Source organism: Neorhizobium galegae, assembly GCF_017877055.1.
Taxonomy (GTDB): Bacteria; Pseudomonadota; Alphaproteobacteria; order Rhizobiales; family Rhizobiaceae; genus Neorhizobium; species Neorhizobium galegae_D.
In genome coordinates this window covers 153,594-179,112 of sequence record NZ_JAGIPG010000005.1, presented here as the reverse complement: position 1 = coordinate 179,112, position 25,519 = coordinate 153,594, and the positions used below count along the sequence as shown (strand labels likewise).

The window sequence follows — 25,519 nt, the reverse complement described above, 5'->3', positions numbered from 1 at the left end:
GGTGATCACGAAAGCCTTACCGTTCGAGGATGTCGCCCTCGGTCGGCACCAGGATTTCGCGTTTGCCGGCATGGTTGGCCGGCCCGATCAGCCCCTCCTGTTCCATCCGCTCGATGAGCGAAGCAGCACGGTTGTAGCCGATGCCGAGACGGCGCTGGACATAGGACGTCGACGCCTTGCCGTCCCGCAGCACGATCGCCACCGCCTGGTCATAAGGGTCGTCCGACTCTGCGAGGTTGGACATGCCGGCAGAGCCGGGGCCGTCGCCATCCTCGTCGTCATCGGCCGTGATCGCATCGAGATATTGGGGTTGGCCCTGAGTTTTCAAGTAGGCGACGATGTCTTCCACTTCCGTATCGGAGACGAACGGCCCGTGAACGCGCTGGATGCGGCCGCCGCCGGCCATGTAGAGCATGTCGCCCATGCCGAGCAGCTGTTCGGCGCCCTGCTCGCCGAGGATCGTGCGGCTGTCGATCTTCGACGTCACCTGGAAGGAAATGCGGGTCGGGAAGTTGGCCTTGATCGTGCCGGTGATGACGTCGACCGAGGGACGCTGGGTCGCCATGATCACATGGATGCCGGCCGCACGCGCCATCTGCGCCAGACGCTGCACGGCGCCTTCGATGTCCTTGCCGGCCACCATCATCAGGTCGGCCATTTCGTCGATGATCACGACGATATAGGGGATCGGCTGGAGATCGAATTCCTCGGTCTCGTACATCGCCTCGCCGGTATGGCGATCGAAGCCGGTCTGCACGGTGCGAGTCAGCACCTCGCCTTTTTCGAGCGCCTGCTCGACGCGGCTGTTGAAGCCGTCGATATTGCGCACGCCGATCTTCGACATCTTCTTGTAACGCTCTTCCATCTCGCGGACGGTCCACTTGAGCGCGACCACAGCCTTTTTCGGGTCGGTGACGACGGGCGAGAGAAGATGCGGAATACCGTCATAGACGGAGAGTTCGAGCATCTTCGGGTCGATCATGATCAGGCGGCACTTCTCCGGCGTATAGCGGTAGAGAAGCGAGAGGATCATCGTGTTGATGGCGACAGATTTACCCGAACCGGTGGTACCGGCGACGAGCAGGTGCGGCATCTTGGCAAGATCGGCGACGACAGGCTCGCCGCCGATCGTCTTGCCGAGCGCCATGGCGAGCTTCGCCTTGCTGCCCTCGAAATCCTTGGAGCCGATCATTTCGCGCAGATAGACCGTCTCGCGGGTGCGGTTCGGCAGTTCGATCCCGATGGCATTGCGGCCGGGGACGACGGCGACGCGGGCGGCGATTGCACTCATCGAACGGGCGATATCGTCCGCCAGGCCGATGACGCGCGACGACTTGATGCCCGGCGCAGGCTCGAGTTCGTAAAGCGTGACGACCGGACCGGGGCGGACATGGATGATCTCGCCCTTGACGCCGAAATCCTCGAGAACGCCTTCGAGAAGGCGGGCATTCTGCTCCAGCGCATCGGCGGACAGCGAGGCGTCGCGGGCGACGGCCTTCGGTTCGTTCAACAGATGGACGGAAGGAAGCTGGAAGCCATCAGGCGCGATGAACGAGCCCTGGGCTTCGCGGGCAACACGGGCGCTCGGCTTTGGCGGCGCAGCCGACGGCGCCACACGCTGCTGGACGCGGACGCCGTTGACGGTCTGCGGTGCGCGCGAGGCGACGAACGGCGCATCGTCGTCCTCGTCGTCATCGGCAAGGATGCCCACCGGACGCGGTGGCATGTCGTCCCGGTCGAACGGCGGATCGTAGTCGTCGTCTTCCTCATGGCTAGAAATCGGTGGAGTTGCCACCACGCGACGCGGCGAGGTGACCCGTTCGACGGGACCATCGAGCGAGGGCTCCATGCGACGGCCGGGGGCGACGGGAGCCGATCTCGCGCGAACCGGCTCGTTCAGCGTCCCGAACTCGTCCTCATTGAAATCGTAGGGTTGGTCGAAGTCCATTCGGCTGCGCGGCTTGATGCCGGCAAGGCGGCGCAATCTGGCCTGGGCGATATACCAGTAGTGAGCAAGCGCGCCGAAGGCCAGGAAGCCGGCGAACCGGTCCTCGTCGTCCTCTTCCTCGATCTCCTCGCGCTTGGAACGGGTTTTTGCCGCTGCAACCGGCTGGTCGTCGTCCTCCGCATCCTCCGCGAAGGCTTCGCCGACGAGGCCGGAGGCAAACAGCATCAGCCAGGCGCAGGGGATGATGAAGAGGCAGCCGAGCACCATCGCCACGGTACCCGTCGGATAGGCGCCGACGAACAGCGCCGGGAAACGCAGGATCATGTCGCCGATGACGCCGCCGATACCGTTCGGGATCGGCCAGGTGAGCGGTGCGGGAAAGCAGCCGAGCATCGCCGAAGCGAGCAGCGTGCCGCCGCCCCAGGCGGCGAGGCGAGCCGGGACGCGGTCATATTTGCGGCCGGCGATCAATGCCAGGGCGAAGGCGAGAACCGGCAGCAGGGCGACAAGGCTCGCAAGGCCGAGAAACTGCATCATCAGGTCGGCGAAGGCCGCGCCGGCAAAGCCGAGGATATTGGTCGGCGCATTGTCGGTCGCATAGGAAAAGCTCGGGTCGGCTACGTTCCAGGTCGCCAGCGCCGCAACCGCCAACGCCAGCGCGAGGAAGACGCCGAAACCCACAAGCGCCACCGCCTGCCGCCACACGAAGGCGGTGAGCACCAGGCGGGTGGACCGGTTTGCCATAGCCGCTGAACTGCTTCTGCCCATCGTTTCTGCCCGCCGTCCTTGAACGCAACTACAAGCGCGAATTGGCAGCCTGACAGCTGATTCACGCAATTCCAGCGGAGAATAGCGCGACGGTGGTTAATGCCCCTTTAACCACGACGGGCCGCGGAAGGGCTGAAAACATGAATAAAAAAGCCCGGGCCGAGGCCCGGGCGAATGCAGTTGCCAAAAAGCTGCTGTGTGAGATTGCGGCGGCGGTCACCCGCCGCCGCAAACCATTGATCAGGACGCGTGATAGGCGGCTTCGCCGTGGGTCGCGAGGTCAAGACCTTCGCGTTCGGCTTCGACAGTGACGCGCAGACCGACGATCAGGTCGACAACCTTGTAGAGGATCGCCGAACCGATGCCGGACCACAGGAGGGTCGTCAGAACGCCCTTGAGCTGTGCCCAGACCTGCGTCGCCGTGCCCGAATAGGAGGCTGCGAAGTCGGCTGTCGAGTAGTCGACGATGCCTGCGCCGCCGAGTGCCGGGTTGACGAGGATACCGGTGCCGATGGCGCCGAGGATACCGCCGATGCAATGGACCCCGAAGACGTCGAGCGAGTCGTCGTAGTTGAACTTGTTCTTCACCACGTCGACGAAGAAGTAGCAGACCGGCGAAACGATGAGGCCGAGAACGATCGAGCCCATCGGGCCGGCAAAGCCGGCAGCCGGGGTGACGGCAACGAGACCGGCAACCGCACCCGAGGCGGCGCCCAGCATGGAGGCCTTGCCGCGGGAGAAGGTTTCGACCAGGCACCACGAGACAGCGGCGGCAGCCGTTGCGACGAAGGTGTTGATCATGGCGAGCGATGCATAGGCGTTGGCTTCGAGGTTGGAGCCGGCGTTAAAGCCGAACCAGCCGACCCAGAGGAGCGAAGCGCCGACCATGGTGAGGGTCATGGAATGCGGAGCCATGATGTCCTTCTTGTAGCCGGTGCGCTTGCCGAGCATGATCGCGCCGACAAGGCCCGCAATACCGGCATTGATGTGCACGACGGTACCGCCGGCAAAATCGATCGCTCCGTAGGAGAAGATCAGGCCGGACGGATCCGCATAGGCGCTCGGGCCGCCCCAGAACCAGACCATGTGCGCCATCGGGAAATAGATGAACGTGACCCACAGGATGACGAACAGCATGACGGCCGAGAACTTGATGCGCTCGGCAAAGGCGCCGACGATCAGGGCCGGCGTGATGCAGGCAAAGGTCATCTGGAAGCAGACGAAGGTTAGTTCCGGAATGGCGACGCCCTTGGTGAAGGTTTCGGCCAGCGACGACGTGGTGACGCCGGCCAGGAACATCTTGGAGAAGCCGCCAACGAAACTGTTCAGCGAACCGCCGTTGGTGAAGGCCAGCGAATAGCCGTAGGTGACCCAGATGATCATCACGACAGCTGTGATCATGAAGACCTGCATCAGCACGGACAGCATGTTCTTGGCGCGGACGAGGCCGCCGTAGAAGAGCGCGAGACCCGGAATGGTCATCAGCAGCACGAGAATGGTCGAAATGAGCATCCAGGTGTTGTCACCCTTGTCCATCGTCATCGCCGGAGCTGCTGCTGCAGCTTCAGCCGCCGGTGCGGCAGCCGTCTGCGCAAAAGCGACTGCGGGCGCGAGAAGCGCCGCAGCGGCGGCCCCCAGACGTCCCAGAGTGGAAATCTTGTTAAATTGCATAGCTTAAAAACTCCCCTGTCAGCCGTGCTTTAAAGCGCTTCTGTGTTGGTTTCGCCGGTACGGATGCGCACGGCCTGCTCGATCGAATAGACGAAGATCTTGCCATCGCCGATCTGGCCGGTCTTGGCGGCCGAAGCGATCGCATCCACGGCCTTTTCGACGAGGTCGGAGGGGACTGCGATTTCGATCTTCAGTTTTGGCAGAAAACTTACGGCATACTCGGTACCGCGATAGATTTCGGTATGCCCCTTTTGGCGCCCGTAACCTTTGACTTCGGTCACGGTCAGGCCCTGGATACCGACAGCCGTGAGGGCTTCGCGCACCTCATCCAGCTTGAACGGCTTGATAATGGCCATCACGATTTTCATCTGGCTTTCCCATCCTTTGTTTGTCCTCGGCCAAGGCCGACTCTCCTCATCGACGTCAAGATCATGACAGCGACTGACGAGATACATTCAAGGGGCGTGCCAGTTTCGATGCAGCCTATAAGTTATTGAAATGTAAAGGCTTGTAACGCGGGCCTCAAAAAAACGGGCATTTGGATGGCGCAAAGACGTCCAAAACTTGTGCAAAATTGAAAAATTGCTCAACTATTAATCATTTGCCTTTTTCCGAATCAGTCCTTCCTGGGCGACCGAGGCGATCAGTGCGCCAGAACGGGTATAAATGCTGCCGCGGGTCATTCCGCGGGCGCCGGATGCGCTCGGACTGTCCTGGGTGTAGAGCAGCCAGTCGTCATATGAAACGGGCCGGTGGAACCACATCGCATGGTCGAGGCTGGCCGCCTGGAGCGTCGGATCGAAGATCGACGTCCCGTGCGGATAAAGCGAGGCGTCGAGCAGCGTCATGTCGGAGAGCCAGGCGAGCATCGCTGCTTGGTAGTGGCGGTGGTGCGGCACTTCGCCGACAGTGCGGACCCAGATGTCCTGCCGCGGATCGAGCTTGTCCCTGGTAAGATAATGCACGAGCGAGGTCGGTCGCACTTCGATCGGCCGTTCGCGGCTCCAGTAGCGACGCACGTTCTCCGGGGCATTCTTCATGAAGAGTTCCTTGAACTCCTTCTCACCCATCAGGTCTTCGGGCTGCGTCACCGAAGGCATATCGATCTGGTGTTCGTAGCCGCCCTCCTCGAGCTGGAACGAGGCGGACATGGCGAAGATCGCCTTGCCGTGCTGCACCGCCGTGAGGCGTCGGGTGGTGAAGCTTGACCCGTCGCGGATGCGCTCCACCTGATAGAGGATCGGCACGGAAGGATCGCCGGGGCGCATGAAATAGGCATGCAGCGAATGCACGAAACGATCGGCGTCCACGGTGCGCTGGGCGGCCATCAGCGCCTGGGCGATCACCTGCCCGCCGAACACCCGCTGCCAGCCGACATCCGGGCTGGTGCCGCGATAGATGTTCTCCTCGAGCTTTTCGAGGTCGAGCGTCGCGATGAGCTGTTCCATGGCGGAGGGGGATTCGGTCTGGCGCGACATTATGACGAACTCCGGCGATAGGAAGCAGCTGCCAGATGATCTATATCCACCACATGATATTCTCAAGGCTTACGGGAGTTTAGGCAAATGCTGGACATGCTGGTTGTAGGAGGCGGTTATGTGGGTCTCGCCGCCGCTGTCGCGGTCAAGCAGGCGGCGCCGCATCTGAAGGTCGAGGTGATAGAGGCCGCGCCGGCCGGCGTCTGGGAAAAGGATGAGCGGGCCTCGGCCATCATCGCCGCCGCCACACGCATGCTGGACGTCATCGGCGTCTGGAACGAGATCGCCGTCGACGCACAGCCGATCAACCGGATGATCGTCACCGACAGCCGCACTTCCGATCCGGTACGACCGGTCTTCCTCACCTTCGACGGCGAAATCGAGGAAGGCAGGCCATTCGCCCACATGGTGCCGAATGTCGCCATGGTGAGAGCCCTGCGGGGTGCCGCCGAACGCCTCGGCATCGCCATCCGCCACGGACTTTCCGCCACCGGCTTCCAGTCCGGCAGCACCCGCTGCACGGTGTCGCTCTCGGACGGCTCGACGGTCGAGAGCCGCCTGCTCGTCGCCTGTGACGGCGTGCGCTCGACACTGCGCGACATGGCCGGCATCAAGACCGTCACCTGGGATTACGGCCAGTCGGGCATCGTCGCAACCGTCGCCCATGAACGGCCGCATGAAGGCGTCGCGGAAGAACATTTCCTGCCGTCCGGCCCGTTTGCCATCCTGCCGCTCACCAACAACCGTTCCTCGCTGGTGTGGACCGAACGGACGCCGGAGGCCAACCGGCTGGTCGCCGCGGACGATCTGGTGTTCGAGGAAGAGCTGCAACGCCGCTTCGGCCACAAGCTCGGAGAACTGACGGTGGTCGGCGGCAAGCGCGCCTTCCCGCTTGGCCTGACGCTCGCCCGCGCTTTCGTCGCGCCGCGCATCGCCCTTGCCGGCGATGCCGCGCATGGCATCCACCCAATCTCCGGCCAGGGCCTCAATCTCGGCTTCAAGGATGTCGCGGCGCTCGCCGAAACTGTCGTGGAAGCCGATCGCCTCGGTCTCGATATCGGCGCGCTCAACGTGCTGGAGCGTTACCAGTCCTGGCGCCGTTTCGACACGTTCCGCATGGGGGTCACCACCGACGTGCTGAACCGGCTGTTCTCCAACGACATCACCCCGATCCGCATCGCCCGCGATTTCGGGCTGGGCATCGTCGAACGGCTGCCGAAGCTGAAAAGCTTCTTCATCGACCAGGCGGCCGGCAAGAGCGGCGAAGACGGGCCAAAGCTGCTGGCAGGCCAAACAATTTAGGCACGGCCCAGAGCCCCCTCATCCCGCCTCTGCGACCTTCTCCCCGCACGCGGGGCGAAGGTGCCGGCAGGCGCAGAGGGGCAAATCTCAGTCCTCGATCTTGCGGGCCTCGGAGATCAGCATGATCGGGATGCCGTCACGGATCGGGTAGGCAAGCTGGGCCTTCTGGGAAATGAGCTCATTGGTTTCCCGGTTGAAGGACAACCGGCTCTTGGAGAGCGGACAGACGAGCAGGTCGAGCAGTTTCGGATCGACCTTGCTGAGTTTCTCGTCCATGCGCCTGGGCCTTACTGGAGGATGGTGTCGGAATCGCCGAAATCCCGCGCCAGCAGGATTTCCGTGATGGCGATCAGCGTTTCGGCGCGTGTGCGCAAGTCCGGCGCTTCGAGAAGAGCCTGTTTCTCAGCAGGCCCGAAGGGCGACATCATCGACAGCGAGTTGACGAGCGTGCGGTTGCCGGCGCGCTCCACACTTTCCCAATCCGCCTCAAGCTTGTTGGCATCGAGATAGGCGCGGAAGACGCGCAGCAGTTCGGCGCGGTCGACCGTGCTCTCGTCGTCCTCGGTGGAGAGGTCGGTCATCATCGGCGCGATCTTGAAGGTGCGATAGGGATGGCCGTGCCCCACCTCTTCGATGAGCCGGAAACGGCAGATGCCGCTGATCGAGGTGATGTAGCGGCCATCGCCGGTTTCGGCAAATGAGGTGATGCGACCGATGCAGCCGACCGTCGAGAGCGGAGCCCGCGGGCCTTCGGCGGCCTCGCCGGATTCGAGCAGCGACGGCTGTACGATACCGATCAGCCGATTACCTGCGAGCGCTGCATCGAACATGGCGAGATAACGCGGTTCGAAGATGTTGAGCGGCAGCTGTCCGCCCGGCAGAAGCAGTGCACCGGTGAGGGGAAAGACGGGAACCGTCTCCGGCAAATCCTCCCGTTTCAGATATCTCGAATTTCCCACATGCATGGGTCCGACACCTCCCAGACGACCACTGGCTCAGACCAAGGATTCGCCGCTTCGAATAATGTGGGGCGCCTACCGGAGAACGCAAGGCCAATCCACAAGGATTGGCCTTGGCTCACGAAAACAGTGCCGGGCTCACGAAAACAGGATGGATGACAGGCGGCGGCGGGCGGCGATCGTCGCCGGATCCTTCGGCCCCCAGACCTCGAAGAATGCCAGGAGCTGGCGGCGAGCGCCGTCATCGTCGAACGTGCGGTCCTTGCGCATGATGGTCAGCAGGTGCTCGGCGGCCTTGTCGCGCTCGCCCTGGACGTTGAGGATCTTGGCAAGCTTCAGGCGGGCGTCGTGGTCGTCCGGGTTGGCGTCCAGCTGGCGCTCCAGAGCCACCGGATCGCCGAGCTTGCGGGCCTCCTCGATGTGTTCAAGCTTCTTGGCGACCGCCTGGATCGCCGGATCCTTGGCAAGCTCTTCCGGGAGGGAGGCGAGCATCTGGCTGGCGCGCGCCGTCTCGCCCATGGCGATCAGGCACTGCATCATGCCGGCGGCGGCCTTGGCATTTTCCGGATCGGCCTGAAGGACGGCGCCGTAAAGCTGTGCGGCTTCCTGGATTTCACCACCGGCAAGCAGGGTATCCGCCTCGGCAAGAGCCGCTTCGATCTCGGCAGCCTGGTCGGCGCCGGGAGGTCCGGCGAGCTTGTCGATGAACTGGCGAACCTGGCTTTCCGGCACCGCGCCCATGAAACCGTCAACCGGGCGACCGTCGACGAAGGCTATGACAGCCGGGATCGACTGGATGCCGAGCTGGCCCGGGATCGACGGATGATCGTCGATATTCATCTTGACGAGCTTGACCCGGCCCTGCCCTTCGTTGACGACCTTTTCGAGCACCGGCGTCAGTTGCTTGCAGGGGCCGCACCAGGGCGCCCAGAAATCGACGAGAACCGGCTGGCGGCGCGATTCTTCGAGGACGTCCTTGGTGAAGCCGGCCGTGCTCGTATCCGACACGTAAGCCCCTGCAGGAGCCGATGCGGCGGCTGCCGCCCCAAAACTCGCCGAAGCGGTCATCTGCCCACCGTAGGAACCGCCATAGGGGTTATTGCTGCCGCTCATGAATGTTCTCCCGGGAACGCTTCGCATCTTCGCCATCTAGGCTGCAAAGATCGTATGTCAGTCTGTCACTTTCAAGACAAGCGGCGCGTGGCCGGTCGCCTCCAGAAAGCGGATGAGATCGCTGCTGGCGACGGACGTCGTGGCGTCGTTCGACAGTGGGTGGCCGTTGATGATCTCGTGTTTCATCAGGTCTTCGTCGAGCACGAAGGTAACATTGCGCCCGGTATCGTTGAAGGCGCCAAATACCGTCACCGAGCCGGGAACGACGCCGAGATAATCCAGCAGCATTTCCGCTCGTCCGAAAGAGACACGGCCCGACGCTCCGATTACCTTGTGCACGGTCTTCAGATCAACAGTCGCGTTCTCCTCGACCGTCAGGACGAAATACTGGTCCTTCTTGTCCTTCACGAACAGGTTCTTGGTGTGGCCACCGGGGATCTCGTCGCGCAGGCTTTCGGATTCCGCCACGGTGAAAACCGGCGGATGCGTCTTCGTCGAATGCGGGATATTCAGGCTGTCGAGGAAACGGAAAAGATCCTCGGCGGTTTTCGGCTGTGTCTCGGTCATGTGGATGGAATTGGCTCTGTTGGCGGGCGGGCCGACTATAACCGCAATGTTCTGCGTGGCCAAGACAAGTGCACACGATCTCGTGAGGCGCTTGAACTTGTATGATGGTCGACCATCTATTTCAGCTGAGGAGAACCGGATTTCGCCCGGCATCCAGCTGATAAACAATAACTATTCTAAATTTATCAAGTTTATTTCGGCGCGAGTTTCCGCGCCCTTGGTTACCGGCCCCGGCCGATAGCAGCCACCTCGTCTCCAGCGCCGGCGCAGCGTCCGGCTTCTCATAAGAAAGGTCCCCTCATGGTCACCTTCACGCTCAACGGACAGGAAAGAACGTTCGACGGCGACCCCGACACACCGCTTCTCTGGGTCATTCGCGATTTCGAAAAACTCACCGGCACCAAATACGGCTGCGGCGTCGCCCAGTGCGGTGCCTGCACGGTCCATCTGGACGGCATGCCGCGGCGTTCCTGCGTGACCCCGATCGCCACGATCGAAGGCTCGGAGGTCGTCACCATCGAGGGCGTTTCCGGCACCGAGGCCGATGCGGTCAAGACCGCCTGGACCGGCCTCGACGTGCCGCAATGCGGTTACTGCCAGTCCGGGCAGATCATGTCGGCAGTCGCCCTGCTGCAGATGATACCGAAGCCGACGGATGCCGATATCGACGGAGCGATGGCCGGCAATATCTGTCGATGCGCCACCTACCATCGCATCCGTGCGGCGATCCACAATGCCGCCAGCTCGATGGAGGGTTGAGCCATGACAATCCAGGATATCAAAGCCACCCGCCGCGGCTTTCTCGCCGGCTCCGGCCTCGTCATCGGCGTCGCGATCGCGCCCAAAATGCTTCCCGCCGCACCGACCGGCGTGCATGCCGGCGGCGATGCCGCGCTCGCTCCAATGAACGCCTTCGTCAAGATCGGCACCGACGACACGGTGACCGTGCTCGCCAAGCACATCGAATTCGGCCAGGGACCGTTCACCGGCCTTGCGACGCTAGTCGCCGAAGAACTCGATGCCGACTGGAGCCAGATGCGTGCCGTCCATTCGCCGACCGACAACAAGGTCTATGCCAACCTGATGTTCGGCCTGCAGGGAACCGGCGGTTCGAGCTCCATTGCCAATTCTTACGAGCAGATGCGCAAGGCCGGCGCCACCGCGCGAGCGATGCTGGTCGCGGCAGCCGCCGAGGACTGGAAGGTGCCTGCCTCCGAGATCACCGTCCAGAAAGGCCGAATCAAACACGCCGCTTCCGGCAAGGAGAGCGGTTTTGGCGCATTTGCCGAAAAGGCGGCCCGCCAGACGCCGCCCGCGGAGCCGAAACTCAAGGACCCCAGGGATTTCGTGCTGATCGGCACCGAACTGCCGAAACTCGACACACATGGCAAGATAAACGGCACGGCGATCTTCACGCTCGACATCACGCCGGACAACCTGCTGATCGCGGTCGTCGCCCATCCGGAGCATTTTGGCGCGACGGTGAAGAGCTTCGACGATGCCGAAGCCCGCAAGGTGCAGGGCGTGGTCGATGTGAAGCAGGTGCCGGCGGGCATCGCCGTTTACGCGGACAACACGTTCGCGGCGCTGAAGGGCCGCGATGCGCTCAGCATCGAATGGGACCTCTCCAAGGCCGAGACCCGCTCCTCGGAAGAGCTTTCCGCCGACTATAGGAAGCTCTTCGGCGAAAAAGGACTGGAAGCGGCCAACAACGGCAATGTCGACGAGGCCTTCAAGGCGCCCGGCCTCCAGACTGTGGAAGCCGAGATCGTCTTCCCCTTCCTGGCGCATGCACCGATGGAGCCGCTCGACGCCGTCTTCATCAAGGCGGATGACGGATCGGTCGATATCTATAACGGCGCGCAATTCCCCGGCATGGACCAGGAGGTCGCCGCCAAGATCCTCGGGCTCGACGAAACGAAGGTGCGGGTGAACACCCAGCTCGCCGGCGGCAGTTTCGGCCGCAAGGCACAGTTCGGCTCGCCTTATATCCAGGAAGCGGCAGCCGTCTATGCCGCAACTGATCGCAGCCGCCCGCTGAAGCATATGTGGACCCGCGAGGACGACATTCGCGGCGGTTATTACCGCCCGATGTATGCCCACAGGATGCGCGGCGCCATCAACGCTCAGGGCCAGATCACCGCCTGGGAACAGGTGATCGTCGGCCAGTCGATCATGGGCAAGGCCGATCTCGATTCGACCTCGGTCGAAGGCGCATCCAACCTGCCCTACACGATCCCGAACCTGAGGGTCAGCGCCCACAACGTTCAACTCTCCGTCCCGCCGCTCTGGTGGCGCTCGGTCGGCCATACCCATACCGGCTTTGCGGTAGAGACCTTCGTGGACGAGCTCTTCCAGAAGATCGGCAAGGATCCGGTCGAGGGACGCCTTGCGCTTCTCGGCGAAAAACCCCGTCACGCGGGCGTGCTGAGGAAGGCCGCCGAAATGGCGAACTGGGGCTCGCCGGTACCGGAGGGCCGCGCCCGCGGCGTTGCGGTGGTCGAAAGCTTCGGCACCTTCGTCGGCCAGGTGGTCGAGGTCTCGGTCGGGCCGGAAGGCGCGCCGCGCGTCCACAAGGTGTGGGTGGCGGTCGATTGCGGCGTGGCGGTCAATCCGAACGTCATCAAGGCGCAGATGGAAGGCGGCGTCGGTTATGGTCTCGGCGCGGTTCTCTTCGACGCGGTGACGCTGGCCAAGGGCGGCAAGATCGTGCAGTCGAACTTCCACGACTACCGCTCCATCCGCATCAACGAGATGCCGGATGTCGCGGTGGAGATCATCAAGTCGAGCGAAAAACCGACCGGCGTCGGCGAACCCGGCGTGCCGCCCGTCGGCCCGGCGGTTGCCAATGCCTGGCGCCGCCTGACCGGTGCACCGGTCCGGCAGCTGCCCATCGTCAATATCGTCTCGGCCTGAGGATCAAAACCCGATGAATTGGAAATTCGCTATCACCGGCGTTGCCGCCCTCTGTCTGTTCGTGGGCGCCGGCACGCTGCTATCGCCCGCCTCGGTCGCCCAGGACGCCAAGACCGACACCAAGACACTGAAGCCCGCCGCCTCCTTCCAGTCGATCGCCAACGAGCGGGAACGCTCCGTCGCGCTCTTCCAGGAGGCGGGCAAGGTCATCCAGCACCCGCGCTGCGTCAACTGTCACCCGGCGACCGACCGGCCGCTGCAGGGTGCCAACATGCACCCGCACCAACCGCCGGTCTTCCGCGGCGACGGCGGCATGGGCCTGCCGGGCATGCAGTGCACCACCTGCCACAGCGCGGATAACACCCCGGTCGTCGGCCAGGCCGATACGATCAAGAGCATCCCCGGCAATCCCGCCTGGCATCTCGCACCGATCGAAATGGCCTGGGCCGGAAAATCGCTCGCCCAGATCTGCCAGCAGATCAAGGACCCGGCCCGCAACGGCGGCAAGACCATGGACGAGATCGTCGAACACATGGCGCATGACGAACTGGTCGGCTGGGGCTGGAATCCAGGCGCCGGCCGCGAACCGGTACCCGGCACGCAGGCCGAATTCGGCGAACTCATCAGCGCCTGGGTGAAATCCGGAGCGGCCTGCCCCGCCTCCTGAGAGTGAAGCGGCCGCCGGTTCCGGCCGGAACCGGCGGTTTGCAGGGGCTTTGACGGGATCGCAATTTTTCTTGGCACCAATCGTCATTTCCCTGTTGCATTTGAAAAAAGACTGGGCCATATAGCGCCCGTCGCCGGCAACGAGCCACGACGCCACGGTCAAGCTTCACTACCACGGACCGATGGATTGATGAGCGGGTGTAGCTCAGTGGTAGAGCACAACCTTGCCAAGGTTGGGGTCGAGGGTTCGAATCCCTTCGCCCGCTCCAAATTTTCTAAAAATTCAACTTGTCTTCGGCCGACGATCTGATCATTCGTGAGGCTCGGCCGCGCTGCCGATTGTCAAGGCAGCCTGCTTTTCATGACCTTCCCACATAAATCTAATGATTTACGCATTCACCAAATGCGAGAGATGGAATAGTAATTACAACCGTACAAGCAATGCCGCGCCGGTGATTCGGCGGTTGAATTGGAAATGTGCGGTCATGGAATCTCGCCCACATCAACAGAAACTCAATCAGAAAACCGCCGTTGAAATCATGCAGCGGCTGGAGGGCATCGTTGCCTCGGCGATGGACGGCATCATCACCATCGATGACGAGCAGCGGGTCATCCTGTTTAACCCGGCCGCCGAACGCATGTTCGGCCTGCCGGCCGCCGAGGCGCTCGGCCAGCATATCTCCCGTTTCATGCCGGAGCGCTATCGTCCGACCCATGCGGCGCACATTCACCGCTTTACCAAGACCGGGGTGACCACAAGACAGATGGGTTCGCTCGGCGCAATCAGCGGTTTGCGAGCGGACGGCACGGAATTTCCGATCGAGGCCTCCATCTCGCAGGTCGAGGTCGGGGGCGAACGCCTCGCCACCGTCATCCTGCGCGATATCACCGAGCGCAAGGCCGCCGAGGATGCTCTGCTGGAAAGCCGGCGGCGCATGGAGGGAATCGTGGAATCGGCGATGGACGCGCTGATCACCGTCGATGAAGGTCAGCGGATCGTGCTGTTCAACCCGGCCGCCGAGCGCATGTTCGGCGTTGCGGGCAAAGATGCGATCGGCTCACCGATCGAACGCTTCATCCCCGAGCGGTTTCGGCACGGACACGCCGAACATATCCGCCTGTTCAAGGAGACCGGAGTCACCAACCGGCGGATGGGCGCCTTGGGGGCCATCAGCGGCCTGCGCGCGAATGGCGAGGAATTCCCGGTCGAGGCGTCGATCTCGCAGGTACAGATCGGCGGGGGGAAACTTGCGACCGTCATCCTGCGCGATATTACCGAACGCAAGGCCAACGAGGATTCCCGTCAGTTATTGGCCCGGGAAGTTGATCACCGGGCCAAGAATGCCCTGGCGGTCGTGCAGGCCCTGGTCTCCCTGACACGCGCCGAAACCAAGGAGGAGTTCATCGTCGCGGTTCGGGGCCGCGTTTCGACGCTGAGCCGCGCCCATTCCCTGCTCGCTCAGAACAGGTGGCAGGGCGGAGACCTCGCGGCCGTCCTCACCGAGGAAACCCGGACCTATCAGAGCGTCAACCAGCTGATGATCGGCGGCCCCACCGTCACCCTCACCCCCAATGCCGTACAGCCGATCAGCCTCCTCATCCATGAACTGGCCACCAATGCCGTCAAATACGGGGCATTGTCGGTCGCAGAAGGGCGGGTCGACGTCTCATGGCGCATCCTGCCGTCTTTCGAACTGGAGCTTCGCTGGACCGAGACCGGCGGACCGCCGGTGCACAAGCCCGTCTCCAGGGGTTTCGGCTCCACCCTGGTGACCGAGGTCGCTACCCGCCAACTGGCTGGCAAACTCGATATCACTTGGCCCGCAACCGGCATGTGCCTTGTCGCGACGCTGCCGCAGTCCGTCTATCGTCCCGACGCTTCAGCCGCCCCGGTCTCGGGCCAGGAGGCCGTGCCCAGATCGTCGGAGACCGGCTCGGCGGGACGGATACTCGTCGTGGAGGACGAGACGCTCATCGCCATGGAACTCTGCAGCGAACTTGAATCGCGCGGCTGGGAAGTCGTCGGGCCGGCTGCAACAGCGGACGAAGCCATGCGCTTGGTCGGCGGCACACAGCTCCCCGACGTCGCTGTTCTCGACGTCAATCTTGGCGGAAAGCCGGTCTATCCTTTTGCGGAATGGCTGCAGACCCGCGGCGTGCCCTTCCTGTTCTGCACCGGATACGAGCAGCTCGAAGATCACGAGTTCTTCAGCGACTGGACGACCATTCGAAAACCCGTGAACATGACGATGCTGGAAGGCGAGCTGCGTCGCATCCGCCAACCGACATGACCGGAAAACGCCGCCGGCTTTAAGCAGACGGCGTCGTCAGTTTCGAAAAAGCCCGGTCAGGCTGCGCGCGAGCGATAACCGCCGGAAACATACCCCTGCGAGGGTGCGCCTGCATTCGTCTTGAAGCGGGCCATCATGTCGGCGAGGCTGTCGGTTTCTTGCGTCAGGCTCTGGGCGGCGGCGGTGGTTTCTTCCACCATCGCAGCATTCTGCTGGGTCACCTTGTCCATCTGGTCGGCGGATGCCGCCACTTCGCGCAGGCTGGTCGCCTGCTCGCTGGTGCTGGAAGTGATCGTGTTGACGAAAATGCTCATCTGCGCCACTTCGCCGACGATATCGTCGAGCGATTTGCCGGAAGCGGTGACGAGCTCGACGCCCTGCTTGACCTGTGCCGACGAGGTGGAGATCAACGCCTTGATCTCCTTGGCGGCATCGGCCGAGCGCTGGGCGAGCCCGCGGACTTCTTGGGCGACGACCGCGAACCCGCGACCGGCTTCGCCTGCGCGGGCGGCTTCGACCCCTGCATTGAGAGCAAGCAGGTTGGTCTGGAAGGCGATGTCGTCGATGACGCCGATAATGCGATTGATCTGCTCGGCCGAGCCTTCGATCGCAGCCATGGCAGCGACCGCGCTGGCGACGATCTCGCCGCCGCGCTGAGCCTTCTGCTGGGCGAGCGATGCGACACCCTGGGCGCGGCTTGCACCGCTGGCGCTGTCGTTGACGGCCGACGTCACCTGGCCGAGAGCGGCTACCGTCTCTTCGAGGCTGGCGGCCTGCTGTTCCGTGCGCTTGGCGAGATCGTTGGAGGCGATCGAGATTTCCTGCAGACCCGCGCGGATCGTGCCGACGGCTCCGACGACCGAGCCGATCGCCTCTTCGAGATTGCCGACCGAGCTGTTGAACTTGGCGCGGATCGGCTCGAACTCCTCAGCAACGGCACGATCCATACGGACCGTCAGGTCGCCGCCGGCGAGCCGGTTAAAACCTTCCTCGATCGCGTGCACGAAGGCGCGCAGATCCTCGCCCTTGGCGTTGTCGATCGCCGACTGGCGCTGGCGCTGGTGTTCCTGCGCCGCGCGGGCCTCCGATGCCTGCTGTTCGAGCCGGATGTTCTCCTCGGCTGATGCCTTGAAGACCTGAACGGCACGCGCCATGGCACCGAGTTCGTCCTGGCGCTCCTGGCCGCTCACTTCGGCGCTGAGATCGCCGGCGGCGAGTTTGGTCATCGTCGTCGTCAGGCGGCGCACGGTGCCGCCGAGCGACCGGGCAAAGATCAGGAAGCCGATCAGCGACAGGATCGAAACGATGACGGTGCCGAGTGCGGTCATCCACAATGCGGTTTCGCTGGCCGTGACCAGCGGCGTGATATCAGAGGCGATTTCGAGCACGCCGACCTTGGTCCCCGAGAAGTCGAGGAGTGGCACCGCCTCGACGGCATAGTGCTTGCCGCCGATATCGGCATAACGCCGCATCGAGCCCTTGTCATAAGCCTCCTGAAGCTCAGCGCCGCTCAGGATCGGATTGCCGCCATGGGTGGAGGCCTGCTTGTCGAACTTATCGGCAGCCTTCGTATAGAGGGTGACATGGGCATTCACTTCCTTGGTCAACCGGGAGAAATAGCTGTCGACGAGCTTCAGGCCGACATCCACCACACCGACGACCTTGCCGTCCGTGACGACCGGCGCGGTTGCGAACAGGCTGACCGCGGTGCGGCCGGTTTCGATGCCGACTACCAGTTTCTTGTCGCTGAGCGAGGTCGCCACCATCTTGCGGCGCGCCTTGATATTGTCACCAAACACATCCGGATCGTGCACGCGGGCGACCACATCGGCCGTCGCGGTGCTGAAGGTGATCATTTCGAGGCCGCTCGTTTCCTTCACGGCCTTCATATTGGAGTAGCGAGAGAGCAGGCCCTGCCGATCGTTGGCGAGGATGAGCGGGGAGGTTTCCGGCAGGGAGGCGATCGTCAGCGCGAGCGCGGATGCGGCACGCCCCTGGGCGGCCATGTCGTCCTGGATGACCGCGAGATCGCTATCGAGTTCGGTCTGCAGCGCCTGCTCGGTCATGCTCGACTGCCGTTCCCAGGCAAGCCCGCCTATCACCACGCTCGCGAAAAGCACGGCGGCAAAACCGAAGAAGGTAAGTCGTCTCGACAGCGGCTTCCTGATGCTGATCTCTTCCATATATCCCTCGAATCCTGCTCCGCAAAGCAGAGGGCAGCCGCCCGGCGGGCGGCAGTGCCAATCCTGAAGAAAACTATGACGAAATCGGTTGAAATTTAACTAATGCCAAAATCCTACTGCATTCAACACCGCATTCCACATTGTAAAGCGGTGAGCGGTAACATTGCTCCGGAAAGCTTGCCCGTCCGTAAAATTACAACTGGAATCTGCCGCTTACCAATTTTACCTGGACGCCGAAGCAAGCAGAGATTGCATGACGAGAGTTATTTGGCCAGGCCTTGACGAGCCCGGCCCCAGAAAGCTCGGCGCGATTATTGCTTCGAGAAGACATAATCCGTTTCCTGCAGCAACACCTCGCCCGGGCGCAGCACGGCATTCGGAAAACCGGCGTGGTTGATGGCATCCGGCCAGACCTGGGTTTCCAGGCAGAACCCGGCGAACGGACCATAGTGGCGGCCATCGAGGCCCGGCGCCGGGATCTGCGGCAGCTTGAAGGCGGCATAAAGCTGCACGCCCGGTTCGGTGGTGCGAACTTCCATCGACATGCCGGAATGGATGCTGCGCGCCAGAGCCACGGAACGCTTGGCTGTCCGCTCCGGAGACAGGCAGAAATTGTGATCGAACAGGACCTGAGCGTCGCCATCGAACCGCTTCATCGGCCCCATCTCGCGCAGGTCGAAAGGCGTGCCTGCGACCGCCATCAATTCGCCCGTTGGCACCTGCTTGTCGTCGAAGACGAGCACATGGTCGGCGGCAATCATGATGTCATGGTCGAGCGCATCCTCGCGGCCGTCGAGATTGAAATAGGTATGCTGACAGATGTTGGCGAGCGTCGGCTGATCCGTGGTGGATTGGTAGACGACGGAAAGAACGCCGTCACTTTTGAGTTGGTAAGTCGCCGTGACCGTGCAGTTCCCCGGATAACCGGCACGTCCGTCCGGATCGGTGATCCGCAGCACGACCTTGTCGGTGGCATGTTCGACAATCGTCCAGTTGCTGCGGCCGATACCGTCCGAGCCGCCATGGAGATGGGTGACACCCCGCTCGTTCAGTTCTAGCTGATATTGCTTGCCATCCAGCGTGAAGCGTCCGCCGCCGATGCGATTGGACGAACGGCCGGGCGTCGCACCGAAATAGGGGGAGTGGTTCAGGTAGTCCTCAAACTGTTCGAAGCCGAGCACGAGCGGCGGCTGGTGGCCCTCGAGCCTGAGATCCTGGATCACCGCACCCCAGGTGATGACGTTGGCCGTCAGCCCGCCACCGGAGATCCGGACGCGATAGACGGTTTCGCCCTTTTCCGTGGTGCCGAAAACTTCGAAATTCTGATCCGCCATGGGACTGTTCCTCCGCCAATATGCCTTGCGGCAAACTGCGCGATTTGATGGCACGCCGCAACGCCGGAGACCGATAAAGTTCAGGGAAAAGCAAAGTCAGCGGGTGAGCGTACGGGTCGCCTGTTCCAACCCGCCGAGTGTCAGCGGAAACATCCGTTCGGTCATCAGCCGCCGCATCACCCCGATCGAGGTCGTATGGCCCCAGTGCTCCTGCGGCACCGGATTGAGCCAGACGCAGCGATGGAAGTGCTCGGTGACGCGGCGTATCCAGGCCTCGCCCGGTTCCTGGTTCCAGTGCTCCACCGAACCGCCCGTATGAGTGATCTCATAGGGGCTCATCGAAGCATCGCCGACGAAAATCACCTTGTAGTCGGCGCCGTAGCTGCGGATGAGGTCAAGCGTTGGCATCCTGTCGGAGCGGCGGCGGTTCTCCTTCCACACGCCTTCATAGAGGCAATTGTGGAAGTAGAAATGCTCCATATGCCTGAACTCCGCCCGCGCCGCCGAGAACAATTCTTCGACGACACGGATATGGTCGTCCATCGAGCCGCCGACATCGAAGAACATCAGCAGCTTGACCGCATTGCGCCGCTCCGGCCGGGTCTGCACGTCGAGATAGCCGTGTTCGGCGGTGGAGCGGATCGTGCCGGGAAGATCGAATTCCTCGACCGCCCCTTCCCGCACCCAGCGGCGCAAACGCTTCAGCGCCAGCTTGATGTTGCGGGTGCCCAGCTCGACCTTGTCGTCGAAATCGGCGAATTCGCGCTTGTCCCAGACCTTTACCGCCCGCCGGTGGCGGGACTGGTCCTGGCCGATCCGCACGCCTTCGGGATTATAACCATAGGCGCCGAAAGGGGACGTACCGCCTGTGCCGATCCATTTCGAGCCGCCCTGATGCCGACCCTTCTGTTCCTCCAGCCGCTTTCGCAACGTCTCCATCAGCTTCTCGAAACCGCCGAGCGACTCGACGAGTTTCTTCTCCTCGTCGGTCAGGTGCTTCTCGACGAGCTTGCGCAGCCATTCTTCAGGGATATTAGCGACATCCAGGCCCGGTTCGCCGGAGACGGCCTCGAGTCCGCGGAAATAGGACGAAAACACCCGGTCGAATTTGTCGATATGCCGTTCGTCCTTCACCAGCGCGGTGCGGGCGAGGAAATAGAAGGCCTCGACATCGAAATCAGCGATCCCTTCCTCCATGCCTTCAAGAAGGTCAAGGAATTCCCGCAGTGTCACCGGGATCTTTGCTTCTTTCAGATAAAGGAAGAAAGGAATGAACATCGCGTCGAAAACCTATTCGGTGCCGATCTTCTCCAGGTCGCCAATCTTCTCCAGATCATACGGTGTCGTCTGGTAGATCTCGTTGATCCAGTTGCCGAACAGGAGATGTGCATGGCTGCGCCAACGGTTCAAGGGCGTCAGCGTATCATCGTTATGCGGGAAGTAGTTGTGCGGCATCTTGATCGGCACGCCGGCATTCACGTCCCGGAAATATTCGTCCGCGAGCGACGTGGAGTCGTATTCCACATGGTTGAACATGTAGAGCCGCTTGCCCGCCTTCTCATGCACCAGGCAGATGCCCATTTCCTCGGATTCCATCAGGATTTCGAGATCCGGGTTCTTTTCGATGTCAGCGCGGCGCACTTCCGTCCAGCGCGATACCGGCACCTGGAAATCGTCCGAAAATCCGTTGAGATAGATCGAGGACGGCACGAGGTTGCGGTGGCGATAAACGCCGAACGCCTTTTCCTTCAGCTCGTATTTCGGCACGCCGTGGAAATGGTAGATCGCCGCCATCGCGCCCCAGCAGACATTCATGGTCGAATGCACATTGGTCGCCGTCCAGTCGAGGATTTGTCTCATCTCGTCCCAATAGGTGACGTCCTCGAAGGCAAGCGTCTCGATCGGCGCACCGGTAATGATGAAACCGTCGAACTTGCGGTGCTTCACCTCTTCCCAGGTCTCGTAGAACGAGAGGAGGTGATCCTCCGACGTGTTCTTGGCCTTGTGGCCGCCGATGCGGACCAGCGAGAACTCGACCTGCAGCGGCGAGGCGCCGACAAGGCGCGCCATCTGCAGCTCGGTCTTGATCTTGTTCGGCATGAGGTTCAAAAGCCCGATCTGCAGCGGACGAATGTCCTGCCGCACCGCCATGGTTTCGGTCATCACCCGCACGCCTTCGGAAACGAGCGTGCTGAATGCGGGCAGCGTATCGGGAATCTTGATCGGCATGTCTCAAACCCAACAAAAATAAAAACCGGCAACGACAAAAATCGCGACCGGTCCGTGGGAAGACATCTTCTCGCGGCCCTTTAGCGACTTTTTTAACGTGGCTGCAAGCCGGCCGGCCAAATCACCACGAATTCTGAAGAGCTCAAATACGCCTTGCTACAGGCTCCGTCAATGGGAGCAAAATCTTGCTTCTACAGTTCGTCCCTGAGAACAAGCGGAAGCGCGTCCGCCATCCCGCCGCCAAGCTGGCGCGCTGCCTCGTCCAACCGCATCCAGGAAAAGCGGAAACGAATGGGCTCGCCGCCATCGAAGCGATGTTCTTCAAGATGAATCCAGCTATCCGGGTAGTTCCCCGCCAAGCGGAGCAGGAAATAGTGCCGGCGATGGCAGATTTCGCCGCCATCCTTCGGAAAACGGTAGTCGTGAACCACAAGCGGATGTAGCGGAACCTCGACATCGAGACCCGTCTCCTCGTAAAATTCACGGGCGGCGGCGATATCCGGCGCTTCCCTCGGCTCGATCGTGCCGCCCGGCACCTGCAGCCACTGATCGGGAAAATCCGGCTCGTCGAAAACCAGGAGCCGATCCTGCCAAACGGCATAGATCAGTACCTTGAACGCATCGGGCATCATCTCTCCCGCCGCGCCATGAAGGCCATGCGTTCGAACAGATGCACGTCCTGCTCGTTCTTGAGCAGCGCACCATGCAGCTTCGGCAGCGCGTTCTTGGCGTCGCCGCGCAGGTCCGACGGATCGACGTCGTCGGAGACCAGAAGCCGTATCCAGTCCAGCGCTTCGGAGGTCGAGGGCTTCTTCTTCAGCCCCGGCATCTCGCGGATCTCGTAGAACTGCGTCAGCGCGTTCCGCACCAGCGCCTGCTTGATGCCGGGATAGTGGACCTCGACGATGCGGGCGAGCGTATCGGCGTCCGGGAAGCGGATATAGTGGAAGAAACAGCGGCGCAGGAAGGCGTCCGGCAGTTCCTTCTCGTTGTTGGAGGTGATGATGACGATCGGCCGGACCTTGGCGCGCACCATCTCGCCGGTCTCGTAGACATGGAATTCCATGCGGTCGAGTTCCTGAAGCAGGTCGTTCGGGAATTCGATATCCGCCTTGTCGATCTCGTCGATCAACAGGACGAGCTTCTTGTCCGCGGCAAAGGCCTGCCACAGCTTGCCGCGGCGGATATAGTTGGCGACATCGTGGACGCGCTCGTCGCCGAGCTGGCTGTCGCGCAGCCGCGAGACGGCGTCGTATTCGTAAAGACCCTGCTGCGCCTTGGTGGTGGACTTGATGTTCCACTCGATCAGGTCGAGATCGAGGGCGGCGGCCACCTGCCGCGCCAGCTCGGTCTTGCCCGTTCCGGGCTCGCCTTTAACCAGCAGCGGACGTTCGAGCCGGATCGCGGCGTTGACCGCCACCATCAGATCCTTGTCGGCAATATAGTCTGCTGTACCCTGAAACTGCATCTCGGTATCCTGATCGATCAAAGCGCTGCAAACTAAAAGCTCATCCCTGGCGGTGCAACAGCTTTCCCTTTGTGCCGGCTTTGCGCTATTGGCAATGCGCATGAGCCATTCGACCTTCACCATTCTGCTCGGCGGCAATCTGACCGTCACCGACCGCCTGCGCGACGCGGCGGCCGGCAGCCGCCTCATCGCGGCCGACAGCGGCATGCGCCATGCGGTGGCGCTGGGGGTCAGGCCGGAACTCTGGGTCGGCGATTTCGATTCTTCCGACGCCGCGCTGATCGCGCAGTTCCCGGATGTCGAGCGGCAGGCCTTTCCGCCGGCCAAAAACGAGACGGACGGCGAGATCGCCACGGCCGAAGCCATCGACCGGGGCGCGACAAGGCTGATCTTCGTCGGCGCACTCGGCGGCGAGCGCAGCGACCATGCGCTTCAGCATCTCTTTCACGCCATGAGCCTGGCCGAACGCGACCTCGACATCCTGCTGACGTCGGGCGACGAGGAAGCCGTGCCGCTGCTGTCGGGCACAAGGACACTGGACCTGCCGAAGGGTTCGCTGTTTTCGGTCATCGGTTTTTCCGACCTGGAAGGGCTCGATATCATCGGCGCACGATATCCGCTCGACAACTTCTCGCTTCCCTTCGGCTCCTCGCGCACCGTCTCCAACGTTGCGGAAGGCCCTGTGGAATTCCATCTAAAGAGCGGCAGGGCAATGATCCTTGCCCGCCCCTATGACATGACAGGAGCCTAAGCTTTGGCGCCCCCTATCCTGAAACTTGACGATATCTTCCTGAGCTTCGGTGGTGCGCCGCTGCTTGCAGGCGCCGGCATGCAGGTGGAGCCGGGCGACCGGATCTGCCTCGTCGGCCGCAACGGTTCCGGCAAATCGACGCTGATGAAGATCGCGGCCGGCATGGTCGAGCCGCAATCGGGCGAGGTGTTCCGCCATCCGTCCTCGACCATCCGCTATCTGGAACAGGCGCCGGATTTTGCCGGTTATTCGACCGTGCAGGCCTATGCCGAAGCGGGCCTCGGCCCGGGCGACGACCCCTACCGCGTCACCTACCTGCTCGAACACCTGGGCCTCAGCGGTCACGAAGACCCGAATACGCTGTCGGGCGGAGAATCCCGCCGCGCCGCACTGGCCCGCGTCATGGCGCCCGAGCCGGACATCCTGATGCTCGACGAGCCGACCAACCATCTCGACCTGCCGACGATCGAATGGCTGGAAGAGGAGCTGCGCAAGACGAGAAGCGCGCTGGTGGTGATCTCGCATGACAGGCGTTTCCTCGAAAAGGTCTCGAACGCCACCGTCTGGCTCGACCGCGGTACGTCGCGACGCCTCAACCGTGGTTTCGGCGAGTTCGAAGCCTGGCGCGACGAGGTGCTGGAGGCCGAAGAGCTGGAACAGCACAAGCTCGGCAAGGCGATCGAGCGCGAGGAACACTGGCTGCGCTACGGCGTCACCGCCCGCCGCAAGCGCAACATGCGCCGCCTCGGCGAGCTGCAGACGATGCGCGGCAATTACCGCGGCCACAAGGGACCGCAGGGCACGGTCCAGGCGACCGTCAGCGAGGGCCGCGAATCCGGCAAGCTGGTCATCGAGGCCGAAAACATCACCAAGAGCTATGACCGGCCGATCGTCGCGCCGTTCTCGATCCGGGTGCATCGGGGCGACTGCATCGGCCTCGTCGGCCCGAACGGCGCCGGCAAGACGACGCTTCTGAAGATGCTGACCGGCCAGCTGGCGCCCGACACCGGCACCGTTAAGCTCGGCACCAATCTGGAAATCGCCACGCTGGACCAGAAACGCGAGGACCTGAACCCCGAGGACACGCTGTCCCATTATCTGACGGATGGCCGCGGCGAGACGCTGCTGGTCAACGGCGAGCAGCGACATGTCGCCGGTTACATGAAGGACTTCCTGTTCCAGCCGGAGCAGATCAGGACACCGATCAAGAACCTCTCCGGCGGCGAGCGCGCCCGGCTGATGCTCGCCCGCATCATGGCCCGGCCTTCCAACCTCTTGATCTTGGACGAACCGACCAACGACCTCGACATCGAGACGCTGGACCTGCTGCAGGAAATCGTCGCCGGCTATACCGGCACCGTCATCCTTGTCAGCCACGACCGCGACTTCCTCGACCGCACCGTGACCTCGACCATCGCCCCCGCCAATCCGGACGCGCCCGACGGCCGCTGGATCGAATATGCCGGCGGCTACACGGATATGCTGGCGCAGCGCAAAGGCGCGCAGGAAGAAAGGCGTCGCGCGGAAAAGGCGGACAAGGCAAAAACCGATACCGCGGCTCCCACCGCTGAAGCCCCCCGCAGCAAGGGCAAGCTCTCCTTCAAGCAGAAATTCGCGCTCGAAAACCTGCCGAAGGAAATGGCGAAAGCCCAGACCGAGATCGCCGCCCGCGAGAAGAAAATGGCCGATCCCAATCTCTTCACCAAGGATCCAGCCGCCTTCAACAAGCTGGCTGCGGAGATGGAAAAGCTGCGTCAAAACATCAGCAAAATGGAAGAAGAATGGCTGGAGCTCGAAATGCTGCGTGAGGAAATCGAAGGCTGATTTATGATTTGTTAAGCTTAACAGATAGTTAGCTGAAAAAATATTTGTCGC

At 62.3% G+C, this 25,519-nt stretch carries 21 protein-coding genes, 1 tRNA gene and 1 riboswitch; of the genes, 8 read left to right on the top strand and 14 right to left on the bottom strand.

Features of this window, described 5'->3' with window-relative positions:
• Nucleotides 1-16: 16 nt before the first annotated feature.
• The 4 genes from J2857_RS27140 to tesB form a co-directional block, all read right to left on the bottom strand.
• The gene (locus J2857_RS27140) at nt 17-2,716 is read right to left on the bottom strand and encodes an FtsK/SpoIIIE family DNA translocase (protein ID WP_210013185.1); all 2,700 of its coding nucleotides are present in this window, start codon (nt 2,714-2,716) and stop codon (nt 17-19) included.
• 240 nt (nt 2,717-2,956) lie between these two features.
• Entirely contained in the window at nt 2,957-4,387 is a 1,431-nt protein-coding gene (locus J2857_RS27135; protein WP_210013184.1) for an ammonium transporter, read from the bottom strand.
• A 29-nt stretch (nt 4,388-4,416) separates the two neighbouring features.
• A complete protein-coding gene (locus J2857_RS27130; RefSeq protein ID WP_007773854.1) occupies nt 4,417-4,755 on the bottom strand; it encodes a P-II family nitrogen regulator in 339 nt (112 codons plus the stop codon).
• 225 nt (nt 4,756-4,980) lie between these two features.
• Nucleotides 4,981-5,865: an acyl-CoA thioesterase II gene (tesB, locus tag J2857_RS27125; RefSeq protein WP_210013183.1), complete on the bottom strand. Its 885-nt coding sequence runs from the start codon at nt 5,863-5,865 to the stop codon at nt 4,981-4,983.
• An 87-nt stretch (nt 5,866-5,952) separates the two neighbouring features.
• Between tesB and J2857_RS27120 the strand changes: the two genes are divergently transcribed.
• Nucleotides 5,953-7,167: a ubiquinone biosynthesis hydroxylase gene (locus J2857_RS27120; protein WP_210013182.1), complete on the top strand. Its 1,215-nt coding sequence runs from the start codon at nt 5,953-5,955 to the stop codon at nt 7,165-7,167.
• A gap of 87 nt (nt 7,168-7,254) precedes the next feature.
• Here the strand turns inward: J2857_RS27120 and J2857_RS27115 are convergent, their stop codons facing one another.
• The 4 genes from J2857_RS27115 to J2857_RS27100 all read right to left on the bottom strand — a co-directional run bounded on the left by J2857_RS27115 (nt 7,255) and on the right by J2857_RS27100 (nt 9,806).
• The gene (locus J2857_RS27115) at nt 7,255-7,443 is read right to left on the bottom strand and encodes a Trm112 family protein (protein ID WP_038546737.1); all 189 of its coding nucleotides are present in this window, start codon (nt 7,441-7,443) and stop codon (nt 7,255-7,257) included.
• 11 nt (nt 7,444-7,454) lie between these two features.
• Complete coding sequence (locus J2857_RS27110; RefSeq protein WP_210013181.1) at nt 7,455-8,132, bottom strand: LON peptidase substrate-binding domain-containing protein; 678 nt, start codon at nt 8,130-8,132, stop codon at nt 7,455-7,457.
• Between the two features lie 132 nt (nt 8,133-8,264).
• Nucleotides 8,265-9,239, bottom strand: coding sequence for a thioredoxin (gene trxA / locus J2857_RS27105; protein ID WP_210013180.1), 975 nt, complete (start codon nt 9,237-9,239; stop codon nt 8,265-8,267).
• Nucleotides 9,240-9,296: 57 nt separating this feature from the next.
• Nucleotides 9,297-9,806 carry a prolyl-tRNA synthetase associated domain-containing protein gene (locus J2857_RS27100; RefSeq protein ID WP_210013179.1) on the bottom strand — a complete coding sequence of 170 codons (510 nt, stop codon included), beginning with the start codon at nt 9,804-9,806 and terminating at the stop codon, nt 9,297-9,299.
• A gap of 300 nt (nt 9,807-10,106) precedes the next feature.
• Between J2857_RS27100 and J2857_RS27095 the strand changes: the two genes are divergently transcribed.
• The 5 genes from J2857_RS27095 to J2857_RS27075 all read left to right on the top strand — a co-directional run bounded on the left by J2857_RS27095 (nt 10,107) and on the right by J2857_RS27075 (nt 15,679).
• Complete coding sequence (locus J2857_RS27095) at nt 10,107-10,565, top strand: (2Fe-2S)-binding protein (protein WP_210013178.1); 459 nt, start codon at nt 10,107-10,109, stop codon at nt 10,563-10,565.
• A 3-nt stretch (nt 10,566-10,568) separates the two neighbouring features.
• Nucleotides 10,569-12,722 carry a xanthine dehydrogenase family protein molybdopterin-binding subunit gene (locus tag J2857_RS27090; protein ID WP_210013177.1) on the top strand — a complete coding sequence of 718 codons (2,154 nt, stop codon included), beginning with the start codon at nt 10,569-10,571 and terminating at the stop codon, nt 12,720-12,722.
• A 13-nt stretch (nt 12,723-12,735) separates the two neighbouring features.
• The gene (locus tag J2857_RS27085; RefSeq protein ID WP_210013176.1) at nt 12,736-13,389 is read left to right on the top strand and encodes an Isoquinoline 1-oxidoreductase subunit; all 654 of its coding nucleotides are present in this window, start codon (nt 12,736-12,738) and stop codon (nt 13,387-13,389) included.
• 193 nt (nt 13,390-13,582) lie between these two features.
• Nucleotides 13,583-13,657, top strand: a tRNA-Gly gene (locus J2857_RS27080).
• A 216-nt stretch (nt 13,658-13,873) separates the two neighbouring features.
• Nucleotides 13,874-15,679 carry a PAS domain S-box protein gene (locus tag J2857_RS27075; RefSeq protein WP_210013175.1) on the top strand — a complete coding sequence of 602 codons (1,806 nt, stop codon included), beginning with the start codon at nt 13,874-13,876 and terminating at the stop codon, nt 15,677-15,679.
• Nucleotides 15,680-15,735: 56 nt separating this feature from the next.
• On the opposite strand, the gene J2857_RS27070 is transcribed toward J2857_RS27075, so the two are convergent.
• The 6 genes from J2857_RS27070 to J2857_RS27045 form a co-directional block, all read right to left on the bottom strand.
• Nucleotides 15,736-17,862, bottom strand: a complete 2,127-nt coding sequence (locus J2857_RS27070; RefSeq protein WP_245363923.1) for a methyl-accepting chemotaxis protein — start codon at nt 17,860-17,862, stop codon at nt 15,736-15,738.
• A 311-nt stretch (nt 17,863-18,173) separates the two neighbouring features.
• Complete coding sequence (locus tag J2857_RS27065) at nt 18,174-19,196, bottom strand: aldose epimerase family protein (RefSeq protein ID WP_210013174.1); 1,023 nt, start codon at nt 19,194-19,196, stop codon at nt 18,174-18,176.
• A gap of 96 nt (nt 19,197-19,292) precedes the next feature.
• Complete coding sequence (locus tag J2857_RS27060) at nt 19,293-20,474, bottom strand: vWA domain-containing protein (protein ID WP_210013173.1); 1,182 nt, start codon at nt 20,472-20,474, stop codon at nt 19,293-19,295.
• 12 nt (nt 20,475-20,486) lie between these two features.
• Nucleotides 20,487-21,425, bottom strand: a complete 939-nt coding sequence (gene metA, locus J2857_RS27055) for a homoserine O-acetyltransferase MetA (protein ID WP_210013172.1) — start codon at nt 21,423-21,425, stop codon at nt 20,487-20,489.
• A 60-nt stretch (nt 21,426-21,485) separates the two neighbouring features.
• Nucleotides 21,486-21,563: riboswitch (SAM riboswitch) on the bottom strand.
• Nucleotides 21,564-21,616: 53 nt separating this feature from the next.
• Complete coding sequence (locus tag J2857_RS27050) at nt 21,617-22,057, bottom strand: NUDIX hydrolase (protein WP_210013171.1); 441 nt, start codon at nt 22,055-22,057, stop codon at nt 21,617-21,619.
• Entirely contained in the window at nt 22,054-22,893 is an 840-nt protein-coding gene (locus tag J2857_RS27045; RefSeq protein WP_210013170.1) for an AAA family ATPase, read from the bottom strand. Before J2857_RS27045 ends, J2857_RS27050 begins: the two co-directional genes overlap by 4 nt.
• Nucleotides 22,894-22,987: 94 nt before the next feature.
• Between J2857_RS27045 and J2857_RS27040 the strand changes: the two genes are divergently transcribed.
• Together J2857_RS27040 and J2857_RS27035 are read left to right on the top strand one after the other, a co-directional pair.
• Nucleotides 22,988-23,644 (top strand): thiamine diphosphokinase, encoded by a 657-nt coding sequence (locus tag J2857_RS27040; RefSeq protein ID WP_210013394.1) that lies wholly within the window; start codon nt 22,988-22,990, stop codon nt 23,642-23,644.
• A 3-nt stretch (nt 23,645-23,647) separates the two neighbouring features.
• Nucleotides 23,648-25,468: an ABC-F family ATP-binding cassette domain-containing protein gene (locus tag J2857_RS27035; RefSeq protein ID WP_210013169.1), complete on the top strand. Its 1,821-nt coding sequence runs from the start codon at nt 23,648-23,650 to the stop codon at nt 25,466-25,468.
• The last annotated feature ends 51 nt before the right edge of the window (nt 25,469-25,519 follow it).